The 22984-nt window shown below is 56.9% G+C and carries 19 protein-coding genes and 3 tRNA genes; 19 read left to right on the forward strand and 3 right to left on the reverse strand.

Annotated features, from left to right (window positions below):
* Window positions 1-85 precede the first annotated feature (85 nt).
* The 15 genes from ftsH (at window position 86) to C2E19_RS05350 (ending at window position 14917) form a co-directional block, all read left to right on the forward strand.
* Window positions 86-1993 carry an ATP-dependent zinc metalloprotease FtsH gene (gene ftsH, locus C2E19_RS05280; protein ID WP_016986501.1) on the forward strand — a complete coding sequence of 636 codons (1908 nt, stop codon included), beginning with the start codon at window positions 86-88 and terminating at the stop codon, window positions 1991-1993.
* An 8-nt stretch (window positions 1994-2001) separates the two neighbouring features.
* Entirely contained in the window at window positions 2002-2853 is an 852-nt protein-coding gene (gene folP, locus C2E19_RS05285) for a dihydropteroate synthase (protein ID WP_129388963.1), read from the forward strand.
* A gap of 16 nt (window positions 2854-2869) precedes the next feature.
* Complete coding sequence (gene glmM / locus C2E19_RS05290; protein WP_129388966.1) at window positions 2870-4207, forward strand: phosphoglucosamine mutase; 1338 nt, start codon at window positions 2870-2872, stop codon at window positions 4205-4207.
* Between the two features lie 65 nt (window positions 4208-4272).
* Window positions 4273-5028, forward strand: a complete 756-nt coding sequence (tpiA, locus tag C2E19_RS05295) for a triose-phosphate isomerase (RefSeq protein WP_008088336.1) — start codon at window positions 4273-4275, stop codon at window positions 5026-5028.
* Between the two features lie 4 nt (window positions 5029-5032).
* Window positions 5033-5419 carry a preprotein translocase subunit SecG gene (gene secG, locus C2E19_RS05300; protein WP_016986497.1) on the forward strand — a complete coding sequence of 129 codons (387 nt, stop codon included), beginning with the start codon at window positions 5033-5035 and terminating at the stop codon, window positions 5417-5419.
* A 22-nt stretch (window positions 5420-5441) separates the two neighbouring features.
* Window positions 5442-5527 (forward strand) — tRNA-Leu (locus tag C2E19_RS05305).
* A 97-nt stretch (window positions 5528-5624) separates the two neighbouring features.
* Window positions 5625-5701, forward strand: a tRNA-Met gene (locus tag C2E19_RS05310).
* Between the two features lie 139 nt (window positions 5702-5840).
* Window positions 5841-6299 carry a ribosome maturation factor RimP gene (gene rimP / locus C2E19_RS05315; RefSeq protein WP_129388969.1) on the forward strand — a complete coding sequence of 153 codons (459 nt, stop codon included), beginning with the start codon at window positions 5841-5843 and terminating at the stop codon, window positions 6297-6299.
* Between the two features lie 47 nt (window positions 6300-6346).
* On the forward strand, window positions 6347-7828 hold the full coding sequence (gene nusA, locus C2E19_RS05320) for a transcription termination factor NusA (RefSeq protein ID WP_008088341.1): 1482 nt from the start codon (window positions 6347-6349) through the stop codon (window positions 7826-7828).
* A gap of 27 nt (window positions 7829-7855) precedes the next feature.
* Window positions 7856-10387, forward strand: a complete 2532-nt coding sequence (gene infB / locus C2E19_RS05325; protein ID WP_129388972.1) for a translation initiation factor IF-2 — start codon at window positions 7856-7858, stop codon at window positions 10385-10387.
* A gap of 160 nt (window positions 10388-10547) precedes the next feature.
* On the forward strand, window positions 10548-10949 hold the full coding sequence (gene rbfA / locus C2E19_RS05330) for a 30S ribosome-binding factor RbfA (protein ID WP_007915259.1): 402 nt from the start codon (window positions 10548-10550) through the stop codon (window positions 10947-10949).
* A 4-nt stretch (window positions 10950-10953) separates the two neighbouring features.
* Window positions 10954-11871, forward strand: a complete 918-nt coding sequence (truB, locus tag C2E19_RS05335; protein WP_129388975.1) for a tRNA pseudouridine(55) synthase TruB — start codon at window positions 10954-10956, stop codon at window positions 11869-11871.
* Window positions 11872-12013: 142 nt separating this feature from the next.
* On the forward strand, window positions 12014-12283 hold the full coding sequence (gene rpsO, locus C2E19_RS05340) for a 30S ribosomal protein S15 (RefSeq protein ID WP_003197723.1): 270 nt from the start codon (window positions 12014-12016) through the stop codon (window positions 12281-12283).
* Between the two features lie 193 nt (window positions 12284-12476).
* Window positions 12477-14582 (forward strand): polyribonucleotide nucleotidyltransferase, encoded by a 2106-nt coding sequence (gene pnp / locus C2E19_RS05345; RefSeq protein ID WP_053117036.1) that lies wholly within the window; start codon window positions 12477-12479, stop codon window positions 14580-14582.
* A gap of 259 nt (window positions 14583-14841) precedes the next feature.
* Window positions 14842-14917 (forward strand) — tRNA-Thr (locus C2E19_RS05350).
* A gap of 80 nt (window positions 14918-14997) precedes the next feature.
* On the opposite strand, the gene C2E19_RS05355 is transcribed toward C2E19_RS05350, so the two are convergent.
* Together C2E19_RS05355 and C2E19_RS05360 are read right to left on the reverse strand one after the other, a co-directional pair.
* Complete coding sequence (locus tag C2E19_RS05355) at window positions 14998-16461, reverse strand: hypothetical protein (RefSeq protein WP_129388978.1); 1464 nt, start codon at window positions 16459-16461, stop codon at window positions 14998-15000.
* Window positions 16462-16680: 219 nt separating this feature from the next.
* On the reverse strand, window positions 16681-17175 hold the full coding sequence (locus C2E19_RS05360) for a hypothetical protein (RefSeq protein WP_129388981.1): 495 nt from the start codon (window positions 17173-17175) through the stop codon (window positions 16681-16683).
* 273 nt (window positions 17176-17448) lie between these two features.
* Here C2E19_RS05360 and C2E19_RS05365 point away from each other — a divergent pair, with 273 nt between their 5' ends.
* Window positions 17449-17748 (forward strand): DUF6388 family protein, encoded by a 300-nt coding sequence (locus tag C2E19_RS05365; RefSeq protein WP_129388984.1) that lies wholly within the window; start codon window positions 17449-17451, stop codon window positions 17746-17748.
* A 51-nt stretch (window positions 17749-17799) separates the two neighbouring features.
* Here C2E19_RS05365 and nadC read toward each other — a convergent pair whose 3' ends face one another.
* Window positions 17800-18648 (reverse strand): carboxylating nicotinate-nucleotide diphosphorylase, encoded by an 849-nt coding sequence (gene nadC, locus C2E19_RS05370; protein ID WP_129388987.1) that lies wholly within the window; start codon window positions 18646-18648, stop codon window positions 17800-17802.
* Between the two features lie 419 nt (window positions 18649-19067).
* On the opposite strand from nadC, the gene C2E19_RS05375 reads away from it, so the two are divergent.
* The 3 genes from C2E19_RS05375 (at window position 19068) to ampE (ending at window position 22712) form a co-directional block, all read left to right on the forward strand.
* Window positions 19068-21251, forward strand: a complete 2184-nt coding sequence (locus C2E19_RS05375) for a DUF1631 domain-containing protein (protein WP_129388990.1) — start codon at window positions 19068-19070, stop codon at window positions 21249-21251.
* 64 nt (window positions 21252-21315) lie between these two features.
* Complete coding sequence (ampD, locus tag C2E19_RS05380) at window positions 21316-21876, forward strand: 1,6-anhydro-N-acetylmuramyl-L-alanine amidase AmpD (RefSeq protein WP_129388992.1); 561 nt, start codon at window positions 21316-21318, stop codon at window positions 21874-21876.
* Window positions 21873-22712 (forward strand): regulatory signaling modulator protein AmpE, encoded by an 840-nt coding sequence (gene ampE / locus C2E19_RS05385; RefSeq protein WP_129388995.1) that lies wholly within the window; start codon window positions 21873-21875, stop codon window positions 22710-22712. Before ampD ends, ampE begins: the two co-directional genes overlap by 4 nt.
* Window positions 22713-22984: the final 272 nt, after the last annotated feature.

Below are 22984 nucleotides of genomic sequence, written 5' to 3' on the forward strand. Positions count from 1 at the left end.
TAATGTAGTAAGTTAGGCCGGTGAATATCATGCGAAGCGCGCGCCAGTAGCGGAGCTTGCTTCAGAGGGTAGTTAATTGAACGATATGGCAAAGAATCTGATCCTGTGGTTGATCATCGCGGCTGTCCTGGTGACGGTGATGAACAACTTCTCCAGCCCTAACGAGCCGCAGACCCTCAACTATTCCGACTTCATCCAGCAGGTCAAGGATGGCAAGGTCGAGCGCGTAGCGGTTGATGGCTATGTGATCACCGGCAAACGCAACGATGGCGACAGCTTCAAGACCATTCGTCCGGCAATTCAGGACAATGGCCTGATCGGCGACCTGGTCGACAACCACGTTGTGGTTGAAGGCAAGCAGCCTGAGCAGCAGAGCATCTGGACCCAGCTTCTGGTGGCCAGCTTCCCGATCCTGGTGATCATCGCGGTGTTCATGTTCTTCATGCGCCAGATGCAGGGCGGTGCCGGTGGCAAGGGTGGACCGATGAGCTTTGGCAAGAGCAAGGCACGCCTGCTCTCCGAAGATCAGGTGAAAACCACCTTGGCTGACGTTGCCGGTTGCGACGAAGCCAAGGAAGAAGTGGGCGAGCTGGTCGAGTTCCTGCGCGATCCGGGCAAGTTCCAGCGCCTTGGCGGTCGCATTCCACGCGGCGTGCTGATGGTCGGTCCTCCGGGTACCGGTAAAACCTTGCTGGCCAAGGCGATTGCCGGCGAAGCCAAAGTGCCTTTCTTCACCATTTCCGGCTCCGACTTCGTCGAAATGTTCGTCGGCGTGGGTGCCAGCCGTGTTCGTGACATGTTCGAGCAGGCCAAGAAGCACGCACCGTGCATCATCTTCATCGACGAAATCGACGCCGTCGGTCGCCACCGTGGCGCCGGGATGGGTGGCGGTCACGACGAGCGTGAGCAGACTCTCAACCAGTTGCTGGTCGAGATGGATGGCTTCGAGATGAATGACGGCATCATTGTTATCGCTGCAACCAACCGTCCTGACGTACTCGACCCTGCGCTGCTGCGTCCGGGCCGTTTCGACCGTCAGGTAGTGGTCGGTCTGCCGGATATCCGTGGTCGCGAGCAGATTCTCAAGGTTCACATGCGTAAAGTGCCAATGGGTGACGACGTCGCTCCGGCGGTAATCGCTCGCGGTACTCCGGGCTTCTCCGGTGCCGACCTGGCCAACCTGGTCAACGAAGCGTCGTTGTTCGCTGCACGCAGCGGCAAACGCATCGTCGAGATGAAAGAATTCGAACTGGCAAAAGACAAGATCATGATGGGCGCCGAGCGCAAATCCATGGTCATGTCCGAGAAAGAAAAGCAGAACACCGCTTATCACGAAGCAGGCCATGCCATCGTTGGTCGTGTCGTGCCCGAGCATGATCCGGTCTATAAAGTGTCGATCATCCCGCGCGGTCGTGCGCTGGGTGTGACCATGTTCCTGCCGGAAGAAGATCGCTACAGCCTGTCCAAGCGCGCACTGATCAGTCAGATCTGCTCGCTGTACGGCGGCCGTATCGCTGAAGAGATGACCTTGGGCTTCGATGGTGTGACCACCGGTGCTTCCAACGACATCATGCGTGCCAGTCAGATTGCACGGAACATGGTGACCAAGTGGGGTCTGTCGGAAAAACTCGGTCCGTTGATGTACGCCGAAGAAGAGGGTGAAGTATTCCTCGGTCGCGGCGGTGGCGGTCAGGCTGCCAGCTTCTCTGGTGAGACGGCCAAGTTGATCGACTCGGAAGTGCGCAGCATCATCGATCAGTGCTACGGCACCGCCAAACAGATCCTCACGGATAACCGTGACAAGCTCGACGCGATGGCTGATGCGCTGATGAAGTACGAAACAATCGACGCTGAACAGATCGACGACATCATGGCGGGTCGCACGCCTCGCGAGCCTCGTGACTGGTCGGGTGGCACCGGTACACCGCCACCTCCTGTCGTTCGGGATGAGCGTCCGGAAACACCGATTGGCGGTCCGGCTGCTGACGTTTAAGGTTTGAAATGACTTCTGTACAGTCCCTGACCCGGTTGCCTTGCGGCAACCGGGTTCTTGATTTGGCCCAGACGCATGTCATGGGTATTCTCAATGTCACTCCCGATTCTTTCTCTGATGGCGGCCAATACAGCCAGCTCGACGCAGCCCTGCGCCATGCTGAAGCTATGGTCGCGGCTGGTGCGACGCTGATTGATGTCGGTGGCGAGTCGACTCGACCTGGTGCGCGCGCAGTATCGCCATTGGAAGAGCTTGAGCGTGTGGCGCCGATCGTCGAACTGATCAATCGCGAACTGGATGTGATCATCTCGGTCGATACCTCGACGCCTGCGGTCATGCGCGAAACCGCACGACTGGGCGCGGGTTTGATCAACGATGTGCGCTCGCTTCAGCGCGATGGTGCGCTGGATGCAGCCGCAGCAACCGGCTTGCCGGTGTGCCTTATGCATATGCTGGGCGAGCCTGGCCACATGCAGGACAATCCGCATTACCAGGATGTCACCCGCGAAGTGAGTGAGTTCCTCGCCGAGCGCATGGCTCAGTGTGCGTTGGCGGGTATTCCTGCCGAGCGCATCATTCTTGATCCCGGCTTTGGTTTCGCCAAAACCCTGCAGCACAATCTAAGCTTGTTCAAGCATATGGAGGCCTTGCACGCGTTGGGCCGGCCTCTGTTGGTAGGCGTATCACGAAAGAGCATGATCGGCCATGCCTTGAATCGCCCGGTGGGTGAGCGTTTGCATGGTGGTCTTGCATTGGCGGCACTGGCATCCGTCAAGGGTGCGCGTATATTGCGCGTCCATGATGTGGCGGAAACGGTAGACGTGGTGCGGATGATCGCGGCCGTGGAATCAGCCGAATAAGAATGATGGAGCAGTTATGAGCAAGAAATACTTTGGTACTGACGGCATTCGTGGTCGAGTCGGTGTGTATCCGATCACTCCTGACTTCATGCTCAAGCTCGGTTGGGCTGCCGGCATGGCGTTCCGCAAAATGGGTGCTTGCAAGGTACTCGTTGGCAAGGACACACGAATTTCTGGTTATATGTTTGAATCGGCGCTTGAGGCCGGCCTGACGTCGGCAGGTGCCGATGTGATGCTGCTCGGCCCGATGCCGACACCGGCTATTGCCTATCTGTCGCGTACGTTCCAGGCTGAGGCCGGTATCGTGATCAGCGCATCGCACAATCCGCATGACGACAACGGCATCAAGTTCTTTTCCGGCAAAGGCACCAAACTGCCTGATGAGCTGGAATTGATGATCGAAGAATTGCTTGATGCGCCGATGACGGTGGTCGAGTCGAGCAAGATCGGCAAGGTGTCGCGAATCAACGATGCGTCTGGCCGCTACATCGAGTTCTGCAAGAGCAGTGTGCCCACCAGCACCAGTTTTGCCGGCCTCAAGATCGTTATCGATTGTGCACATGGTGCGACCTACAAGGTAGCGCCTAGCGTTTTCCGTGAGCTGGGTGCGGAAGTCGTGGTGCTGTCGGCGCAGCCAAATGGCTTGAACATCAACGACAACTGCGGCTCGACTCATATGGAGCCACTGCAGGCTGCCGTGCTGGCGGAGCATGCGGATCTGGGTATCGCCTTTGATGGTGATGGCGATCGGGTGTTGATGGTCGATCACACGGGTGCCATCGTCGATGGTGACGAGTTGCTGTTCATCATCGCTCGTGACCTGCATGAGCGTGGCAAGCTTCAGGGCGGCGTCGTAGGTACGCTCATGAGTAACCTGGGCCTTGAGCTGGCACTTGCGGATCTTTCGATTCCGTTTATCCGTGCCAATGTAGGCGACCGTTATGTAATCGCCGAGCTGCTCGAGCGCAATTGGCTGGTGGGTGGTGAGAATTCGGGGCACATCGTCTGCTTCAATCACACGACTACCGGAGATGCCATTATCGCGGCGTTGCAGGTGCTGATGGCGTTGAAAGCCCGTGATGAAGGTCTGGCGCAGGCGCGTCAGGCGTTGCGCAAGTGTCCTCAGGTGCTGATCAATGTGCGTTTCGGTGGCGGCGAAAGCCCGCTGGAGCACCCGGCTGTCAAGGAGGCCAGTGCGCGAGTAACCCAAGCTATGGCGGGTCGCGGTCGGGTACTTTTGCGCAAGTCCGGGACAGAGCCTCTGGTGCGCGTAATGGTCGAAGGCGAAGACGAAACCCAGGTTCGCAGCTATGCCGAAGAACTGGCAAAACTGGTAACTGAAGTTTCTGCCTGATTCGGCTTGCAAGGCATGATTGTGTTGGGTAACATCTGCGCCCACTTTGACCGACGAGGTACAGCATGCGTCGCCCTATGGTAGCTGGTAACTGGAAGATGCACGGTACCCGCGCCAGCGTCGCTGAGCTGATCAACGGCCTTCGTCATCTGGCCTTGCCAAGCGGTGTTGATGTCGCGGTATTCCCGCCTTGCTTGCATATCAATCAAGTGATTGATGGTTTGAAAGGCAAGTCGATTTCGGTCGGTGCGCAGAACTCTGCGGTGGAATCCATGCAAGGTGCATTGACCGGTGAGATTGCACCGAGTCAGTTGGTGGATGCAGGTTGTTCCCTTGTGCTTGTCGGGCACTCCGAACGCCGCCAGATTATGGGTGAGCGAGACGGAATGCTGAATCGCAAGTTTGCAGCTGCACAGGCATGTGGCTTGATTCCGGTGTTGTGTGTAGGGGAAACCCTAGAGCAGCGCGAAGCCGGAAAAACTCTTGAGGTTGTCGGGCGTCAGTTGGGCAGCATCATCGAGGAGCTGGGTGTAGGTGCTTTTGCCAAGGCAGTCATCGCTTACGAGCCGGTCTGGGCTATTGGTACCGGACTGACTGCAACGCCGCAGCAAGCGCAGGATGTGCATAAAGCCATTCGCGAGCAGCTGGCGGCAGAGAATTCTGAAGTCGCACGAGGTGTGCGGCTTCTATACGGCGGCAGCGTGAAGGCGGCCAATGCGGTCGAACTGTTCGGCATGCCGGATATCGATGGGGGGCTCATTGGTGGAGCTTCCCTGAATGCAGATGAGTTCGGTGCGATTTGTCGCGCCGCGGGAAACTGAAAAAATGCTGGAAACAGTCGTAGTCGTTTTTCATCTGCTGGGTGCATTGGGCGTAGTAGCTCTGGTTTTGCTGCAGCAGGGTAAAGGTGCGGATGCTGGCGCGTCTTTCGGAGCAGGTGCTTCAAATACTGTGTTCGGAAGCCAAGGTTCCTCTACCTTTCTTAGTAAGTTTACTGCTATACTTGCCGCCGGTTTCTTCATAACCAGCTTGGGGTTAGGTTACTTTGCTAAAGAGAAGGCTCACCAGCTGACTCAGGCAGGTCTCCCAAATCCAGCAGTGTTGGAAGTGCCTAAGCAACAACAACCGGCTTCTGATGATGTCCCGGTGCTTCAAGAGCAAAAGTCGGCTACTCCAGCGACTGACGTGCCTCCAGCTCAAGAGCAGAAGTAAGAAGGGTTTCAAACGTAGTTTTGCCGAGGTGGTGGAATTGGTAGACACGCAACCTTGAGGTGGTTGTGCCCATAGGGTGTAGGGGTTCGAGTCCCCTTCTCGGTACCAATTAGTCAGGAGAGCCCGCTGTTGCGGGCTTTCTTGCAGGTGGAAGGTTACATTGACCCTATAAGGGATCGGTCGTATACTTCCGCCCCAGCTTTGTCGCGGGGTGGAGCAGTCTGGTAGCTCGTCGGGCTCATAACCCGAAGGTCGTCGGTTCAAATCCGGCCCCCGCAACCAGTTTAAGGAGCCCCTTTTAAGGGGCTTTTTGTTAGCTGGACACTTTCAACGCCGCTGTTCGACGGCGTTTCAAGGATGGGCGTTTCGCCCATTTTTTTATTTTGCAAAGCATGCACATATCATGCACTAGGGGGTTCAGGTGTCGAGCAAGCTAGAAGAGTTGCAGGCCTTGCTGGCCCCGGTGGTCGTGGCCCTGGGCTATGAATGCTGGGGTATCGAATTTTCGGCTCAGGGTCGTCATTCGATGTTGCGCGTTTATATCGATAAAGAGGGCGGTGTGCTGGTGGACGATTGCGCCATTGTCAGCCGTCAGATCAGTGGTGTGCTGGATGTTGAAGATCCAATCACCGTTGAATACACCCTCGAAGTTTCCTCGCCTGGCATGGAGCGCCCACTGTTCACTCTTGAGCAGTTTGCAAAATTTGCCGGTGAACAAGTGAAGATCAAGCTGCGCTCGCCTTTTGAAGGTCGGCGCAACTTTCAGGGCCTTCTGCGCGGTGTAGAAGAACAGGATGTCGTGGTGCATGTAGAAGACCATGAGTTCCTGTTGCCGATCGATATGATCGACAAGGCCAACATTATTCCCAGTTTTGACTGAGACGCGGATCCCGCGGATCCAATGGCTTGCGAAAGGCGAGGCGTACGATGAGCAAAGAAGTACTGCTGGTTGTTGAGTCGGTATCCAATGAAAAGGGCGTACCGGCAAGCGTAATTTTTGAAGCGCTGGAGCTGGCTTTGGCCACTGCTACCAAAAAGCGTTTTGAAGACGAAGTTGACCTGCGTGTGGAAATTAACCGCCACACCGGGGCATACGAAACTTTCCGTCGCTGGACGGTCGTCGAAGAGAATGATCTCGACGATCCGGCCATCGAAACCTGGCCGAGCAAGGTTGCCGAAACGCATCCTGGTGCCAACGTTGGCGACGTCGTCGAAGAAAAGATCGAATCCATCGAGTTCGGCCGTATTGCTGCACAGACTGCCAAGCAAGTCATCGTGCAAAAAGTACGTGAAGCCGAGCGCGCTCAAGTGGTCGACGCCTATCGCGAGCGCCTGGGAGAAATCATCTCCGGCACCGTGAAAAAAGTCACCCGCGACAACGTGATCGTCGATCTGGGCAACAACGCCGAAGCGTTGCTGGCCCGTGAAGACATCATTTCTCGCGAAACTTTCCGTGTTGGCGTGCGTCTGCGTGCGCTGCTCAAGGAAATCCGCACCGAGAACCGCGGCCCGCAGTTGATCCTGTCGCGTACCGCGCCGGAAATGCTGATCGAGCTGTTCCGTATTGAAGTGCCGGAAATCGCTGAAGGCCTGATCGAAGTAATGGCTGCGTCCCGCGATCCGGGTTCGCGTGCCAAGATCGCCGTCCGCTCGAAGGACAAACGCATCGACCCGCAAGGCGCTTGCATTGGTATGCGCGGTTCGCGCGTCCAGGCAGTGTCGGGTGAGTTGGGCGGTGAGCGTGTTGATATCGTCCTGTGGGACGACAACCCGGCTCAGTTCGTGATCAACGCCATGTCCCCGGCCGAGGTTGCGGCAATTATCGTTGACGAAGATGCCCACGCAATGGACATCGCCGTTGGCGCAGACAATCTTGCTCAGGCCATCGGTCGCGGTGGTCAGAACGTGCGTCTGGCTAGCCAGTTGACTGGCTGGACCCTGAACGTGATGACCGAATCGGACATCCAGGCTAAGCAGCAAGCAGAAACCGGCGACATCCTGCGCAACTTCATCGACGAGCTGGAAGTCGACGAAGACCTGGCACAGGTGCTGGTAGATGAAGGCTTCACCAGCCTGGAAGAGATTGCCTACGTACCGTTGGAAGAAATGCTCAACATCGACGGCTTTGACGAAGATACCGTCAACGAGCTTCGCGCTCGTGCCAAGGATCGTTTGTTGACCAAAGCCATCGCTACTGAGGAAAAGCTGGCAGACGCCCATCCGGCCGAAGACCTGCTCTCGCTTGAGGGTATGGACAAGGATTTGGCGATGGAACTGGCGGTGCGCGGCGTAATTACCCGCGAAGACCTGGCCGAGCAGTCTATTGACGACCTGCTCGACATCGACGGCATTGACGATGATCGTGCCGGCAAGTTGATCATGGCCGCCCGAGCCCACTGGTTCGAGTAATTAGGCGCGGCCTGAGGAGAGAAGTGCATGACGCAAGTCACGGTGAAACAACTGGCCGATGAGGTCAAAACACCGGTAGAGCGCCTGTTGCAGCAGATGCGTGAGGCAGGTCTGCCGCACACCGCCGCCGAAGAAAATGTGACTGACAGTGAGAAGCAGTCCCTGCTGACTCACTTGAAAAGCAGCCACAAGGCGAAAGTGGAAGAACCACGCAAGATCACGCTGCAGCGTAAAACCACCAGCACCCTGCGTGTGGCTGGTAGCAAAAGCATCAGCGTAGAAGTCCGCAAAAAGAAAGTTTTCGTACAGCGTAGCCCGGAAGAAATCGAAGCCGAACGCAAGCGTGAACTGGATGAGCGTCGCGCAGTAGAAAATGCTGCCCGTCAGAAGGCTGAAGAAGAAGCCAAGCAACGCGTCGAAGTAGAAGCGCGTAATCAGCCTGCTGCTGCGCAGAACGCTAACAGCGCCGCCGTTGCGGCGCCGGTTGCCGCTGCAGAACCTGTACGCGAAAGCGCACCGGTCGCTGCCGCTGCTCCAGCTCCGTCTGCTGACGTTCGCAACAAGCAGAACGAACAGCGCCGTCCGGACAAGCCACGTGCCGACGACAACAATCGTCGCAGCGGTGGTGGTGATGGCGAGCGCAAAAACGCTCCGCATCGCGCCTCGGTCAAAGAAAAAGCGCCGGCTCCACGCGTGGCGCCACGCACTACTGACGAAGAAAGCGATGGCTTCCGTCGCGGTGGTCGCGGCAAGGCCAAGCTGAAGAAGCGCAACGCCCACGGTTTCCAGAGCCCAACCGGCCCTGTCGTGCGTGATGTGCAGATCGGCGAGACCATCACTGTTGGCGATCTCGCCAATCAGATGTCGGTCAAGGCTGCTGAAATCATCAAGTTCATGTTCAAACTGGGTACTCCAGCGACCATCAACCAGGTGCTTGATCAGGAAACTGCTCAACTGGTAGCCGAAGAGCTGGGCCACAAAGTGACCCTGGTCAGCGACACCGCTCTGGAAGATTCCCTGGCCGAGTCCCTGAAGTTTGAAGGTGAGTCGTTCTCCCGTGCGCCAGTCGTGACCGTAATGGGCCACGTTGACCACGGTAAGACTTCCCTGCTCGACTACATCCGTCGTGCCAAGGTAGCTGCTGGCGAAGCCGGTGGTATCACCCAGCACATCGGTGCATACCACGTTGAAACCGAACGCGGCATGGTCACCTTCCTCGACACCCCGGGTCACGCCGCGTTTACCGCAATGCGTGCTCGTGGTGCCAAGGCGACCGACATCGTGATCCTGGTAGTTGCAGCGGACGACGGCGTGATGCCGCAGACCATTGAAGCTGTTCAGCACGCTGTAGCGGCTGGCGTTCCACTGGTTGTTGCAGTGAACAAGATCGACAAGCCGGGCGCTGATCTCGATCGCATCCGTAGCGAACTGTCGGTTCACGGCGTGACTTCCGAAGAGTGGGGCGGTGATACGCCGTTCGTACCGGTTTCGGCGAAGGTCGGTACTGGCGTCGACGAGCTGCTCGAAGCTGTTCTGCTGCAAGCTGAAGTTCTCGAACTGAAAGCAACTCCGTCGGCTCCTGGCCGTGGCGTTGTGGTTGAATCGCGTCTCGACAAAGGTCGTGGCCCGGTTGCAACCGTTCTGGTTCAAGACGGTACCCTGCGCCAAGGCGACATGGTCCTGGTCGGTTCGAACTATGGCCGCGTGCGTGCCATGCTCGACGAGAACGGCAAGCCAATCAAGGAAGCCGGTCCATCCATCCCTGTCGAGATCCTCGGCCTGGACGGTACTCCGGACGCTGGCGACGAGATGAGCGTGGTTGCTGACGAGAAGAAAGCCCGTGAAGTGGCTCTGTTCCGTCAAGGCAAGTTCCGCGAAGTCAAACTGGCTCGCGCTCACGCCGGCAAGCTGGAAAACATCTTCGAAAACATGGGTCAGGCCGAGAAGAAGACGCTCAACATCGTCCTCAAATCCGACGTCCGTGGTTCGCTGGAAGCGTTGAACGGTGCCTTGAATGGCCTGGGCAACGACGAAGTTCAAGTGCGTGTAGTAGGCGGCGGCGTTGGTGGTATCACCGAGTCCGACGCTAACCTGGCACTGGCTTCCAACGCTGTACTGTTCGGCTTCAACGTGCGTGCCGATGCTGGCGCACGGAAGATCGTCGAGCAGGAAGGTCTGGACATGCGTTACTACAACGTGATCTACGACATCATCGAAGACGTCAAGAAAGCCCTGACCGGTATGCTCGGCAGCGATGTTCGCGAGAACATCCTGGGTATCGCCGAAGTGCGTGACGTGTTCCGTTCGCCGAAGTTTGGCGCGATCGCAGGCTGCATGGTGATCGAAGGTGTTGTGCACCGTAACCGTCCAATCCGCGTACTGCGTGAAGACATCGTTATCTTCGAAGGCGAGCTGGAATCCCTGCGCCGCTTCAAGGATGACGCTTCCGAAGTACGTGCCGGCATGGAATGCGGTATCGGCGTGAAGAGCTACAACGACGTCAAAGTCGGCGACAAGATCGAAGTCTTCGAGAAGGTTCAGGTTGCTCGCAGCCTCTAACTCGCGCACTTCAGGAGCCGTGATGGTCGGCCGCACCCAAGGGGGTGGCGCATCACAAGGACTCTAAACGCAACGCCCGGTCTGGCATTTGTCAGGCCGGGCGTTTGCCGCTTTCAGACCTTGCGGGTTTCGCCGCGGGGCAGTAACAGGTAACAAAATCATGGCAAAAGAATACAGCCGTACCCAACGTATCGGCGATCAGATGCAGCGCGAGCTGGCTCAACTGATCCGTCGCGAAGTCAAAGACCCGCGCGTCGGCCTGGTCACCATTACCGCAGTGGAAGTCAGCCGTGACGTCGGTCACGCGAAGATTTTCATCACCGTGATGGGCCAGGACAACGCTGAAGACATCGCGCAAAGCATCAAGGTGCTGAATGCCGCCGCAGGTTTCCTGCGTATGCAACTGGCCCGTGAAATGAAACTGCGCAGCGTGCCGCAACTGCACTTCCACTACGACGAATCCGTCGTCCGTGGCGCGCATTTGTCGGCGCTGATCGAGCGTGCCGTGGCTGAAGACAATCAGCACCCGGTCGCTGCTGAACCTGAAGACACCAAGGAGTAATTCGGTGGCTCAGGTCAAACGTATCCGTCGTAACGTCAGCGGTATCATCCTGCTCGACAAACCGTTGGGGTTCACCTCCAACGCCGCGTTGCAGAAGGTTCGCTGGCTGCTCAATGCCGAGAAGGCCGGGCACACCGGCAGCCTCGATCCATTGGCCACCGGTGTCTTGCCTTTGTGCTTTGGTGAGGCAACCAAGTTTTCGCAATACCTGCTCGATTCCGACAAGGGTTACGAAACCCTGGCGCAACTGGGCAAGACCACCACCACGGCAGACGCTGAAGGTGAAGTTTTGCAGGAGCGCCCGGTGACCGTTGGTCGCACCGATGTCGAAGCGGCATTGCCGAAATTTCGCGGGCAAATCAGTCAGATACCGCCGATGTACTCGGCACTCAAGCGTGATGGCCAGCCGTTGTACAAGTTGGCCCGTGCAGGCGAAGTAGTGGAGCGCGAACCGCGTTCTGTTACTATTGCGCGCTTGGAATTACTGGCCTTCGAAGGCGATACTGCGCGTCTTGCGGTGGATTGCAGCAAGGGCACCTATATTCGCACCCTGGTGGAGGATATCGGTGAGCAACTCGGTTGTGGTGCGTACGTCGCAGAATTGCGTCGTACCCAGGCCGGGCCTTTCACCCTGGCACAGACCGTCACCCTCGAAGAGCTGGAAGCGGTACATGCCGAAGGCGGCAATGAAGCGGTTGATCGCTTCCTGATGCCATCGGACAGCGGCCTGCTGGATTGGCCGTTGCTGCACTTCTCGGAAGCGAGCGCGTTCTACTGGCTTAATGGCCAGCCGGTACGTGCCCCGGATGCGCCGAAGTTCGGCATGGTACGGGTACAGGATCAAAATGGTCGCTTCATCGGTATCGGTGAAGTGAGCGAAGACGGGCGCATCGCGCCACGTCGACTGATTCGGTCAGAATGACCGGAACCGGCCTGTGTAACAGCAGGTCGGCGAGTGTGGCTGTTAACAGGCACGGTCACGACTCATTTATAGATACAGGGATTTGTCCCTGGCCTGTTGAAGCTGTTTCCCTGAAACAGTTTCCTGATAAAAGGATTGCCTCATGGCTCTCGACGTTCAAGAAAAAGCTCAAATCGTTGCTGACTACCAGCAAGCTGTTGGTGACACTGGTTCGCCAGAAGTGCAAGTTGCACTGCTGACCCACAACATCAACAAACTGCAAGGTCACTTCAAGGCCAACGGTAAAGATCACCACTCCCGTCGTGGTCTGATCCGCATGGTAAACCAGCGTCGCAAGCTGCTGGACTACCTGAAAGGCAAGGACGTGAGCCGTTACAGCGCTCTGATCGCTCGCCTGGGTCTGCGTCGCTAATCAGCGATTGCGCTATGAGGTTGGTGGTCTGTCGGACGTCAGCGGTTTACCGCCGGCGTCTTGCAGGCTCCCAGCCTCAAGTTTTATCTGGATACACGTTTTACCCTGGACAGGCGTTGGGCCGATTCCCGACATTGCCCAAGAATTCGCAAGAAACCAGTTCCCCCAAGAGCCACAAAGAAGGTAGGACACCGTGAACCCGGTAATCAAAAAATTCCAGTTCGGTCAATCGACCGTTACCCTCGAGACTGGCCGTATCGCCCGTCAGGCCTCCGGCGCAGTATTGGTCACCGTTGACGACGACGTCAGCGTATTGGTGACTGTAGTCGGTGCAAAACAAGCCGATCCAGGCAAGGGCTTCTTCCCTCTGTCGGTTCACTACCAGGAAAAGACTTACGCTGCCGGTAAGATCCCTGGCGGTTTCTTCAAGCGTGAAGGCCGTCCTTCCGAGAAAGAAACCCTGACTTCCCGACTGATCGACCGTCCGATCCGTCCGCTGTTCCCAGAAGGCTTCATGAACGAAGTGCAGGTTGTCTGCACCGTCGTTTCCACCAGCAAGAAGACCGATCCGGACATCGCTGCGATGATCGGTACCTCGGCTGCCCTGGCTATCTCGGGCATCCCGTTCGACGGCCCGATCGGCGCCGCTCGCGTTGCCTTCCACGAAAGCACTGGCTACCTGCTGAACCCGACTTACGAGCAGCAAGCTGCTTCGAGCCTGGACATGGTCGTTGCCGGTACTTCCGACGCCGTCCTGATGGTTGAATCGGAAGCCAAAGAGCTGACCGAAGACCAGATGCTGGGTGCGGTACTGTTTGCTCACGACGAATTCCAGGTTGTCATCAACGCTGTGAAAGAACTGGCCGCTGAAGCTGCCAAGCCAACCTGGAACTGGGCTCCGGCTCCAGAAGCCACCGAACTGCTGGGCGCTATCCGTGCCGAGTTCGGCGAGGCGATCTCCCAGGCTTACACCATCACCATCAAGGCTGACCGTTACGCTCGCCTGGGTGAGTTGAAGGATCAGGTTGTTGCCAAGCTGTCCGGTGAAGAAGGCCAGCCTTCGTCCAGCGAAGTCAAAGCCGCTTTCGGCGAAATCGAATACCGCACCGTTCGCGAAAACATCGTAAACGGCAAGCCACGTATCGACGGCCGCGACACCAAGACCGTACGTCCGCTGAACATCGAAGTCGGTGTTCTGCCGAAGACTCACGGTTCGGCGCTGTTCACCCGTGGTGAAACCCAGGCTCTGGTAGTCGCGACTCTGGGTACTGCCCGTGACGCACAGCTACTGGACACCCTGGAAGGCGAGAAAAAAGACCCGTTCATGCTGCACTACAACTTCCCTCCGTTCTCGGTAGGCGAGTGTGGTCGCATGGGTGGTGCTGGTCGTCGTGAAATCGGTCACGGCCGTCTGGCCCGTCGTTCGGTTTCGGCCATGCTGCCAGCCGCTGACGTGTTCCCGTACACCATCCGTGTGGTTTCGGAAATCACCGAATCCAACGGTTCGAGCTCGATGGCTTCCGTTTGCGGTGCTTCCCTGGCCCTGATGGACGCTGGTGTGCCGATGAAGGCGCCGGTTGCCGGTATCGCCATGGGTCTGGTTAAGGAAGGCGAGAAATTCGCCGTCCTGACCGACATCCTCGGTGACGAAGACCACCTGGGCGACATGGACTTCAAAGTAGCCGGTACCGCCAAAGGCGTTACTGCGCTGCAGATGGACATCAAGATCAAGGGCATCACCGAAGAGATCATGGAAATCGCTCTGGGCCAAGCCCTGGAAGCGCGCCTGAACATCCTCGGGCAGATGAACCAGATCATTGGCCAGTCGCGTACCGAACTGTCGGCCAACGCTCCGACCATGATCGCGATGAAAATCGACACCGACAAAATCCGTGACGTTATCGGTAAAGGTGGCGCGACCATCCGTGCGATCTGCGAAGAAACCAAGGCTTCGATCGACATCGAAGACGACGGTTCGATCAAGATCTTCGGCGAAACCAAGGAAGCCGCTGAAGCTGCACGTCAGCGCGTTCTGGGCATCACCGCTGAAGCCGAGATCGGCAAGATCTACGTCGGCAAGGTTGAGCGCATCGTCGACTTCGGCGCATTCGTCAACATCCTGCCGGGCAAGGACGGTCTGGTACACATCTCGATGCTGAGCGACGCTCGCGTAGAGAAAGTGACCGACATCCTGAAAGAAGGCCAGGAAGTGGAAGTGCTGGTGCTGGACGTGGACAACCGCGGCCGTATCAAGCTGTCCATCAAAGACGTGGCAGCGGCCAAGGCTTCGGGCGTTTAATCACCCCAAAGCGTTAGCGCAATAAAAATGCCCCGCCGTGAAAACGGTGGGGCATTTTTTTGTCTGCCATAAAAGCATTTGTGGCGAGGGAGCTTGCTCCCGCTCGGCTGCGCAGCAGTCGTAAAAAACATCCGCTTCAGAAAAGCTTGGGGTCGCTCCGCAACCCAGCGGGAGCAAGCTCCCTCGCCACAAGTAATGCTCAGCAGAGACAACGTTCAAATTTGCCGCGGCCCGAGACCGGTGCTAGGTTTAGCCCACCGCCCGTGTAGCTCAGCCGGTAGAGCAGCGCACTCGTAACGCGAAGGTCGCAGGTTCGATTCCTGTCTCGGGCACCAAATTCACTTGCAGACTGATCCCCCTCGACAATCATGCCCCGTGTAGCGTATTTCAAGGGGGTGTATTCACGTTATGGTTGTTAATCAATTGCCTTGTGGCTTTCAAAAATAATGCTGGTTCTGTTCAACATAGATGCGTTTGTTGTCACTATCGAGTATGAAACCAGGATCACGTAAACCAGAATCAGCAAGAGCGCCTTTGTTGTCAATAGACTTTTGCTTGTGGGAATCGAAGTTTTAAAAGCGATGGCGCTGTAGCAAATAACCTGTAGCGGAAAGAAAAAGCGTGTTTCGATCGCGCCAGGAATAATGGCAACAACGGGAATGATTAGTACGATCAACCAAAAGAGCCTGCTCAACGTTTGTTTTTTGGTATCGGACGCTGGCGATGATGGCTCTGGAATAGACCGTGCAAGAAGGAAAAACCCGAAAAAGAACAATGCAATGCTTATTGCAGATCTAATGCTTTTTTGCACGGAAGGGGACGTTGTATATACTTCCTGGTCGCGTACATCAATACCGTTGATAAAATGCCTAAGATAAATTCTAGAGAATACAACGGGCTCTGAAAGTACCATTCCGAGGTACCAGGGCACTGTTGCTGTGACCTCGTTCAATCCGCGGCTTTTAAAGAACTCTTCCCCGGCTGGATAAAAGTAATAAATGCCGGATACTTTCTCGTTGCTTTTGTCGAGCAGTGTTTCATAGCGCTGTATCGTAATGCCCCACTTCAACTGAGTCGCAAACAGCGAAGTTTCACCGATGTTTGAGATAACCAGCGGAGAAGAGCTATTGAAGTGCTTGATATTGATCATTGCTTGAGGAATGGAACAGGTTGCAGCGCCCAATGCGAAAATAAGTGTGGCGAGGATCTTGGTAGAGAGTGCGCGCGAGCCGAATATCAGTAAAGGTATGGATATGGCCAAGGCCACGAGGGTAAATATATAAATTGGTCTGGTGTTGCACGCGCCATAGGCCAAAAGCCCGGCAGCGAAAAGCATTGCGTACATTCCGCTATGCGATGTTTTCTTCTCTGCGGATATTAGAAGATATATGCTCGATAAGATTAGCGAAAATGCCGGCAAATCGCTTAGCGGGTAGGATATAAGTCCAGGAAAAAAGATGGCAACGAGGCAGGGGACGATCAATCGCCTAAGCAGGGTGACGTGACCACCAAATATTCTCGAGAACAGATCCGGGAGCAGAATACACAGACTGTAGCTGTATGCAAAAGCCTGAAGAAGCCTTAAAGGAAAGTAACCAAGTTGTGGGAAGGTTTCTGACAGGTATTTTGCCGGAGAAAGCAGTAGCGGGAAGAAGTACCCCCTTAAGTTTTCCGGGAACGAAAAATTCCATATGTAAGAGCTGAGATACCAGTAGTCTTTGGCATCACCTAAAAAGAATCTCGCATCAATATGTTTTTGAATCAGATAAAAAAGCAGAGCCGCTATGAAAAAAGCGATAATTTTCTGTTTGTCTTGAATGACTTTCGCTGTCCGATCCAGTCGTGATTTGTGTTTTGACGCTGAAGCTACCGTTAGCATGCTTGGATAATTGCCCCGTTAAGGTAAGATTTTATTTTTTTGTTTTCCTGGAATTACGAAATTCTACAACATTCTTAAGGACTGGTTTGGTGTTCAAAAACAGGAAAACCCGCCGTAGCGGGTTTTTTGTTGCTGCAAAAAGGAAGGTGGTTAGCGATGCAGCCATCGACTCGCCCGAGAACAACCGAAAGAGTCGGCGTTTTCCAGGCGCGCTCTACCTTATTTCACCTTGCGGCTCAGATCCTCGACAGTACGTTTGAGCTGGTCCATCGCCCGATCCTGGTCATTGACCTTCTGCTTCAGGTTCGAAATCTCGCTGCTGTTCGAGTTGGAGCTGGAGCCACTGTTGCGCTTGAGCTCTTCAACTTGACGACCGAGGGTATCCAGTTCGCGGTCCTGTTCCTTGACCTTGTTCTTCAGCTCATCGATTTCCTTGCCGCTGGAGCTTGAACTCGAACCGCTGCTGCGTTTGAGCTCCTCGATCTGACGCGATTGCTCACTGATGGTGTCGCGCATTTTCTTCAACTCATCAATGCTGATATCGCCTCTGACGACCACTTCTTTGCCGAAGTCGTTATGAACCAACGCAACTTTGTCGCCGTAGGACGGGCTGCTGGTGCTCAATTCGACGGCCATTGCGCTGGCCGGCAGTGCCAGGGTGGCGATCAGAGTGGTGGTGGAAACAAAAGCGGAAATCTTCGAAAAGCTGCGCATCACTGGTTTTCCTTGTGAACAGCATGAGTGCCGAACTGGCACATCGCTATGACTCGAAAAGCGCATTTATGTTCCGCAGGTCAACTTTTTGTGCGAGAGATGTAAAGAGCCGTGTAATTCGTCATGCAAACGTCCTATATTCGGTGCCTGCATGAGCATCGCTTAGCAGTTTTCAGATGATCCCGAATGGTTCCGAAGGCCGGACAAATCCGCGTCAGAGAGATCCTTGATGATCCAGATCCATCCTCCATTCTTACGATCAACGAGAACGCCATGACCGAATTAACTCAAGAGCAACGTCACGAACAAGCGCTGGAAAAGTACAAACTCGACGCGCCGCAGCTGTTGGAAGAGATCAAGGATCTCGGCCCCGATGATCAGAAAGATCAGATTCAGTGGGCGTTCGAAGACGAAGCCGAGGCTCAGGGCTTGCAGCCGTGGGAGCTGACGCTCAAGTACACGAGCACGCCGGAGGAGTTCGAGGCGCAGCGCCTTGTGCTGCACAAGGAAGCGGCCGAAGTATTGGGTGTCGAGTGGGACGATTACTGCGAGATGAATAATCTGGTGGTCTGAAACAAAAACGCCAGCCTCAACCGGGCTGGCGTTTTTTATTGCGCGAAGGGCTTATAGGCTCAAACGCATCGACAGATCCACCGCTTTGACATCCTTGGTCATCGCGCCGATCGAGATGTAGTCCACCCCGGTTTCGGCGATCGGCAGCAGTGTGCTTTCGTTGATGCCGCCGCTCGCTTCCAGTTTCGCCTTGCCGCCGTTCAGGCGCACGGCTTCGCGCATGTCGTCCAGACTCAATTCGTCGAGCATGATGATATCGGCGCCGGCCGCCAGCGCTTCCTTCAGTTCTTCCAGGCTTTCCACTTCGATTTCCACCGGTTTGCCCGGGGCAATCTTGTGCGCGGCGGCAATGGCCTGCGGGATGCCACCGCTGGCCGCGATGTGGTTTTCCTTGATCAGGAATGCGTCGTACAGACCGATGCGATGGTTGTGGCAGCCACCGCAGGTCACTGCGTACTTCTGCGCCAGACGCAGGCCTGGCAGGGTCTTGCGGGTGTCCAGCAACTTGACGTCAGTGGCGCCGACAAAGTCAGCCAGGTACTGCGCGCGCGTGGCCACACCGGACAACAACTGCAGGAAGTTCAGCGCACTGCGTTCGCCGGTCAGCAGTGAACGGGCCGGGCCTTCCAGATGAAACAGCGGCTGATTGGGTTTCACCCGTTCGCCATCTATCACTTGCCAGTGCACCGCCACACGCGGGTCGAGCTGACGGAACACCGCATCGACCCACGCGGTGCCGCAAACGACGGCCTCGTCGCGAGTAATGATGGTGGCTTTGGCCAAACGTTCGGCCGGGATCAGTTGCGCGGTGATGTCGCCGCTGCCGATGTCTTCGAGCAACGCACGGCGCACGTTGGCTTCGATTTCGGCGGTCAAATCGGCGAGACGTAGATTCGGCATAACGGGCTCCACAAACAAAGTGGTTCGATTATAGGGGCATGGCACAAGCCAACCCAAGGCGAGAACGCGCGCGCTTGCCTGCATCCGGTCGAATTTCTTTGAGTAAACAGCGTTGTACCGTGGTCATTGGGAGGGCGGCGGCATAGGGGAAACCCTGACGGCTATAGCGCTGGCGACAAGTTTTGCAAGATAATCCGCCTTGCATTTGACGTCATAGCTTTGACGTGGGTCTGTGCCTGCTGAATTACCCTGTAGGAGCGAGCCTGCTCGCGAAAGCATTCACTCAATCGCCACTGCGCTGACTGACAGGACGCCATCGCGAGCAGGCTCACTTCTACAGGGATTCGTGTGATGGCCTGCATTGCCGCCAGCACACTCGATGTTTCTGCCAAGAACAATCACCGTTCCAGGAGGCTTGGATGCACAACGACGGGAAAGTAGTGCCTTTGCACAAGGCCGCTACCGATCAGGCGAATCATTCGCCGCTCGCCCGCCTGCCTGTGATTCTCCTTCAGGTTCGCGACAAGGCTGCGCAACAGCTGCGCCATGGTTTGCAGGAGCTGTTCGATAACGCCGATGACACGTTGTTTGAAATGGCCGATCGGGCGCGCAACGACGTCGAACAGAACATCTTTTTCGAAGCCATGCGCGACCTGCGCCTCAAGCGCAAAAACATCGAGCGCGGCTTTCTCGAACAATTCTTCGAAGCCTTCGTCGGCCTCACCCAATACGATCCCACGCACAACACGCTGCCACGCACACTGATGTTCGAAGAGTCGGCCCCGCGCACCGATGACATGGAGCGCAGCGTCGCCATCGAAACCATGGTCGGGCGCGTCCTCAAGCGTGATGGCTTCGCGCTGGATCAATTGACCGCGCGGCTCAATGCCTTGCTCGGCAATCCCCTCGACGAGCAGCACAACCCGCTCGGCCCGGCGATGCTCTGTGAGTACTTCCTGCAGGCCGGTCGCAATCTGGGGGTGGAGATCAAGGTCAAGCTGATCCTGCTCAAACTGTTCGAACGCTATGTGCTTGCTGATACCGAACAACTCTATGCCGAAGCCAATCAACTGCTGCTTGCCACGGGTGTGCTGCCCGACTTGAAGCCGGCGCCGGCGCGACGTGCGCTGGATCGTGCGGTGGCCAGCGTCTACAGCGAAGAAAGCGAGGAACCGTCACCCGCAGACGAAGGCGTGCAGGAAGTCTTCGTCGCGTTGCAGGAACTGCTGCTGCACGTGCGCGGCAGCGTTGCCCCGACGCTGGAACCGAGTGCCACGGCCCAGCCGATCACCACCCGCGACCTGCTGCGCTTGCTCTCGCATTTGCAGCAATATGTGCCGGCGCTGGCGGCGCAGGATGACTTCGATCTGCGCAATCAACTCGAACAATTGCTGACGCGGGTCAGCGTCAAAAGTGGCAAGTCGCGGATCGTCGGTGGCGCCGACGAGGACGTGATCAATCTGATCGCCATGGTCTTTGACTGCATTCTCGAAGACCGCAACGTGCCAGACTCGCTCAAGGCCCTGATCGCCCGCTTGCAGATCCCCATGCTCAAGGTCGCGGTGCTCGACAAGAGCTTCTTCAGCCGCAGCAGCCATCCGGCGCGGCGCTTGCTCAACGAAATCGCGGATGCCGCCATGGGCTGGGGCGATTGCGATGGCGAGGCGCGTGACAGTCTGTACCTGCGCATCGAACAGGTGGTGCAGCGCTTGCTCAGCGATTTCGTCGACGATCCGGCAATTTTCTCCGAACTGTTGGCTGACTTTCTTGCCTTTACCAGCGATGAACGTCGGCGCAGCGAATTGCTTGAGCAGCGTTTGCGTGATGCCGAAGAGGGCCGGGCGAAAACCGAACTGGCCCGGCGTCGGGTCGAGCAAGCGTTGAATCAGGCGCTGCTGGGCAAAGTCCTGCCGCCCTCGGTGGTGACTTTCGTGCAGGATGCCTGGAGCAAAGTGCTGTTGCTGACCCGCCTCAAGCACGGCGACCAATCCGCCGAATGGCAAGCCGACGTGCAGACCATGGAGCAATTGATCTGGAGCGTGCAGCGCCATGACGACGGCGAATCCAGTCTGCGCTTGCTGGCGCTGGTGCCGGGATTGCTCAAGTCGCTGCGTGACGGCTTGAGCAGTTCGGCGTTCGATCCGTTTGCCACCAGTGAATTCTTCAGTGAACTGGAAGCGCTGCACGTGCGTGTGCTGGAGCGCTCGGGTGAAACGGATCAGGCGCTCAGTCCGGCCATGATCGAGGTTTCGCAGCAGATCGTGTTGCCGGCGGGCGATAACCCGCTGGCGCCGGCTGCGGTGAATCTGCCCGACGACGATGCCGGCCTGCGTCAGGTTGAGCAACTGCGCCTGGGCAGTTGGGTGACGTTTCAGGAAGACGACGACCACACGCTGCGCTGCAAGCTCGCGGCCATCATCGAAGTCACGGGCAAGTACGTGTTTGTCGACCGCACCGGGATGAAAGTGCTGGAGCGCAGCCGCGTCAGTCTGGCCCATGAATTTCAGCGCGGGGTCGTACGCAGGCTGGACGACACCTTGCTGTTTGATCGGGCGCTGGAGTCGGTGCTGGGCAATCTGCGGCGACTCAATCGCGGCAAGTGATCGCGCGCCGGGGGCCGATCACGGCATACTGGGCGCCAACACAGTCGGCGTTGAAGGAATCGTTATGCAGTTGGATCCCGCTAGCGGGTGGTGTCACGGGGTGCAGGTCTGCCCATCGCCCAACTTCAATGAACGCCCTGCGGGCGAAATTTCCCTGTTGGTTATCCACAACATCAGCCTGCCGCCGGCGCAGTTCGCCACCGGCAAGGTGCAGGAATTTTTCCAGAATCGTCTGGATGTCACCGAACATCCCTACTTTGCAGGGATTGCCGACCTGCGCGTCTCGGCGCACTTTCTGATTGAACGTGACGGCAAGGTCACCCAGTTTGTCTCCTGTCTCGAGCGGGCGTGGCATGCTGGCGTGTCGCTGTTCGAAGGGCGCGAAACCTGTAACGATTTTTCCGTGGGCATTGAGCTCGAAGGCACCGATGATCTGCCATTTACCGATGCGCAGTATCAGGCCTTGACGGTGTTGACCCGTCAGTTGCAAAGAGCATTTCCGGCCATCACCGGCGCCCGCATTTGCGGGCACAGCGACATAGCACCCGGGCGTAAGACCGATCCTGGCCCGGCATTCGACTGGGCGCGTTACCGCGCAGCCCTGGCACAAGAGGAAGGACAATGAGTTTTCTGGTGTTACTGCTGGCGGTCTGGATCGAGAAGTTCTCGGCCTTGCGCCATCGGGTTCAACGCGATGGCGGATGGATCCGCGAACTGCACAAACTCGAAAGCAGCCAGCGATTGGCCGATCAGCCATGGTTGGTGCTGACGATCATGGTGTTGCTGCCGGTGGCGCTGCTCGGCCTGTTGCTGCTGGTGCTGCAGCCAGTGGCTTACGGCTTGTTGGCCTTGCCGGTGCATTTGCTGGTGGTGATTTACAGTCTGGGGCGCGGCGATTTGCTCGGCGGTCTCGGGCCGTTCCGCGATGCCTGGCGCCGTGAAGATCTGCAGGCGGCGGCACATGTCGCCAAGCGTGATCTGGATATTTGCGCCGACAGTGGCGAGCAACTGCTTGACCGCGTGCAGGGGCACCTGTTGTGGGAGGCTTATCAAAGCTTCTTCGCGGTGATTTTCTGGTATTTCCTGCTCGGCCCGGTGGCGGCACTGGCCTATCGCTTGCTGGCGCTGGCCGAGGAACACGGCAAGAATCCGGCATTGGTCGAACGTGCTGCGCAAATGCGCCATGCCTTTGACTGGGTGCCGGTGCGATTGCTGGCGGCGAGCCTGGCGCTGGTCGGCAACTTTGTCGCGGTCAGCCGGGTGATGCTGCATGAGCTGCTGAACTGGAACATCAGCGCTGCGCAACTGATCAACAAGGTTGGCCTGGCGGCGGGGGAGATCCCGCCTCCTGCGGTCGGTCCTGAGGGCATCACTACGCTTGATTGCCTGTGGGAACTGCTGCTGCGCGCGGCGGTGCTGTGGTATGCCGGGTTTGCCTTGTGGACGGTTCTGGTTCACTGATTTCAAACAAAGATCAAAAGATCGCAGCCTGCGGCGGCTCCTACAGGGATTGGTTTTTCTGTAGGAGCTGCCGCAGGCTGCGATCTTTTTTTCGTTAACCTTAAGTTACAAAACCTCCCGTCGATTTGAGCTATACAGTGATGGCGCTCGATAGTGGCTATCTGCTGTCGCCTCGCGCCTGCCAATAAAAACAAGAAAAACCAAGGGAGACTTCCAGTGAAGAGCTTGCTCTATCCCGCTGTCTCGCTGATGAACCGTCTGAGCTTCGGCAT

The organism is Pseudomonas sp. DTU12.3, from assembly GCF_004124275.1.
Lineage (GTDB): Bacteria > Pseudomonadota > Gammaproteobacteria > Pseudomonadales > Pseudomonadaceae > Aquipseudomonas > Aquipseudomonas helmanticensis.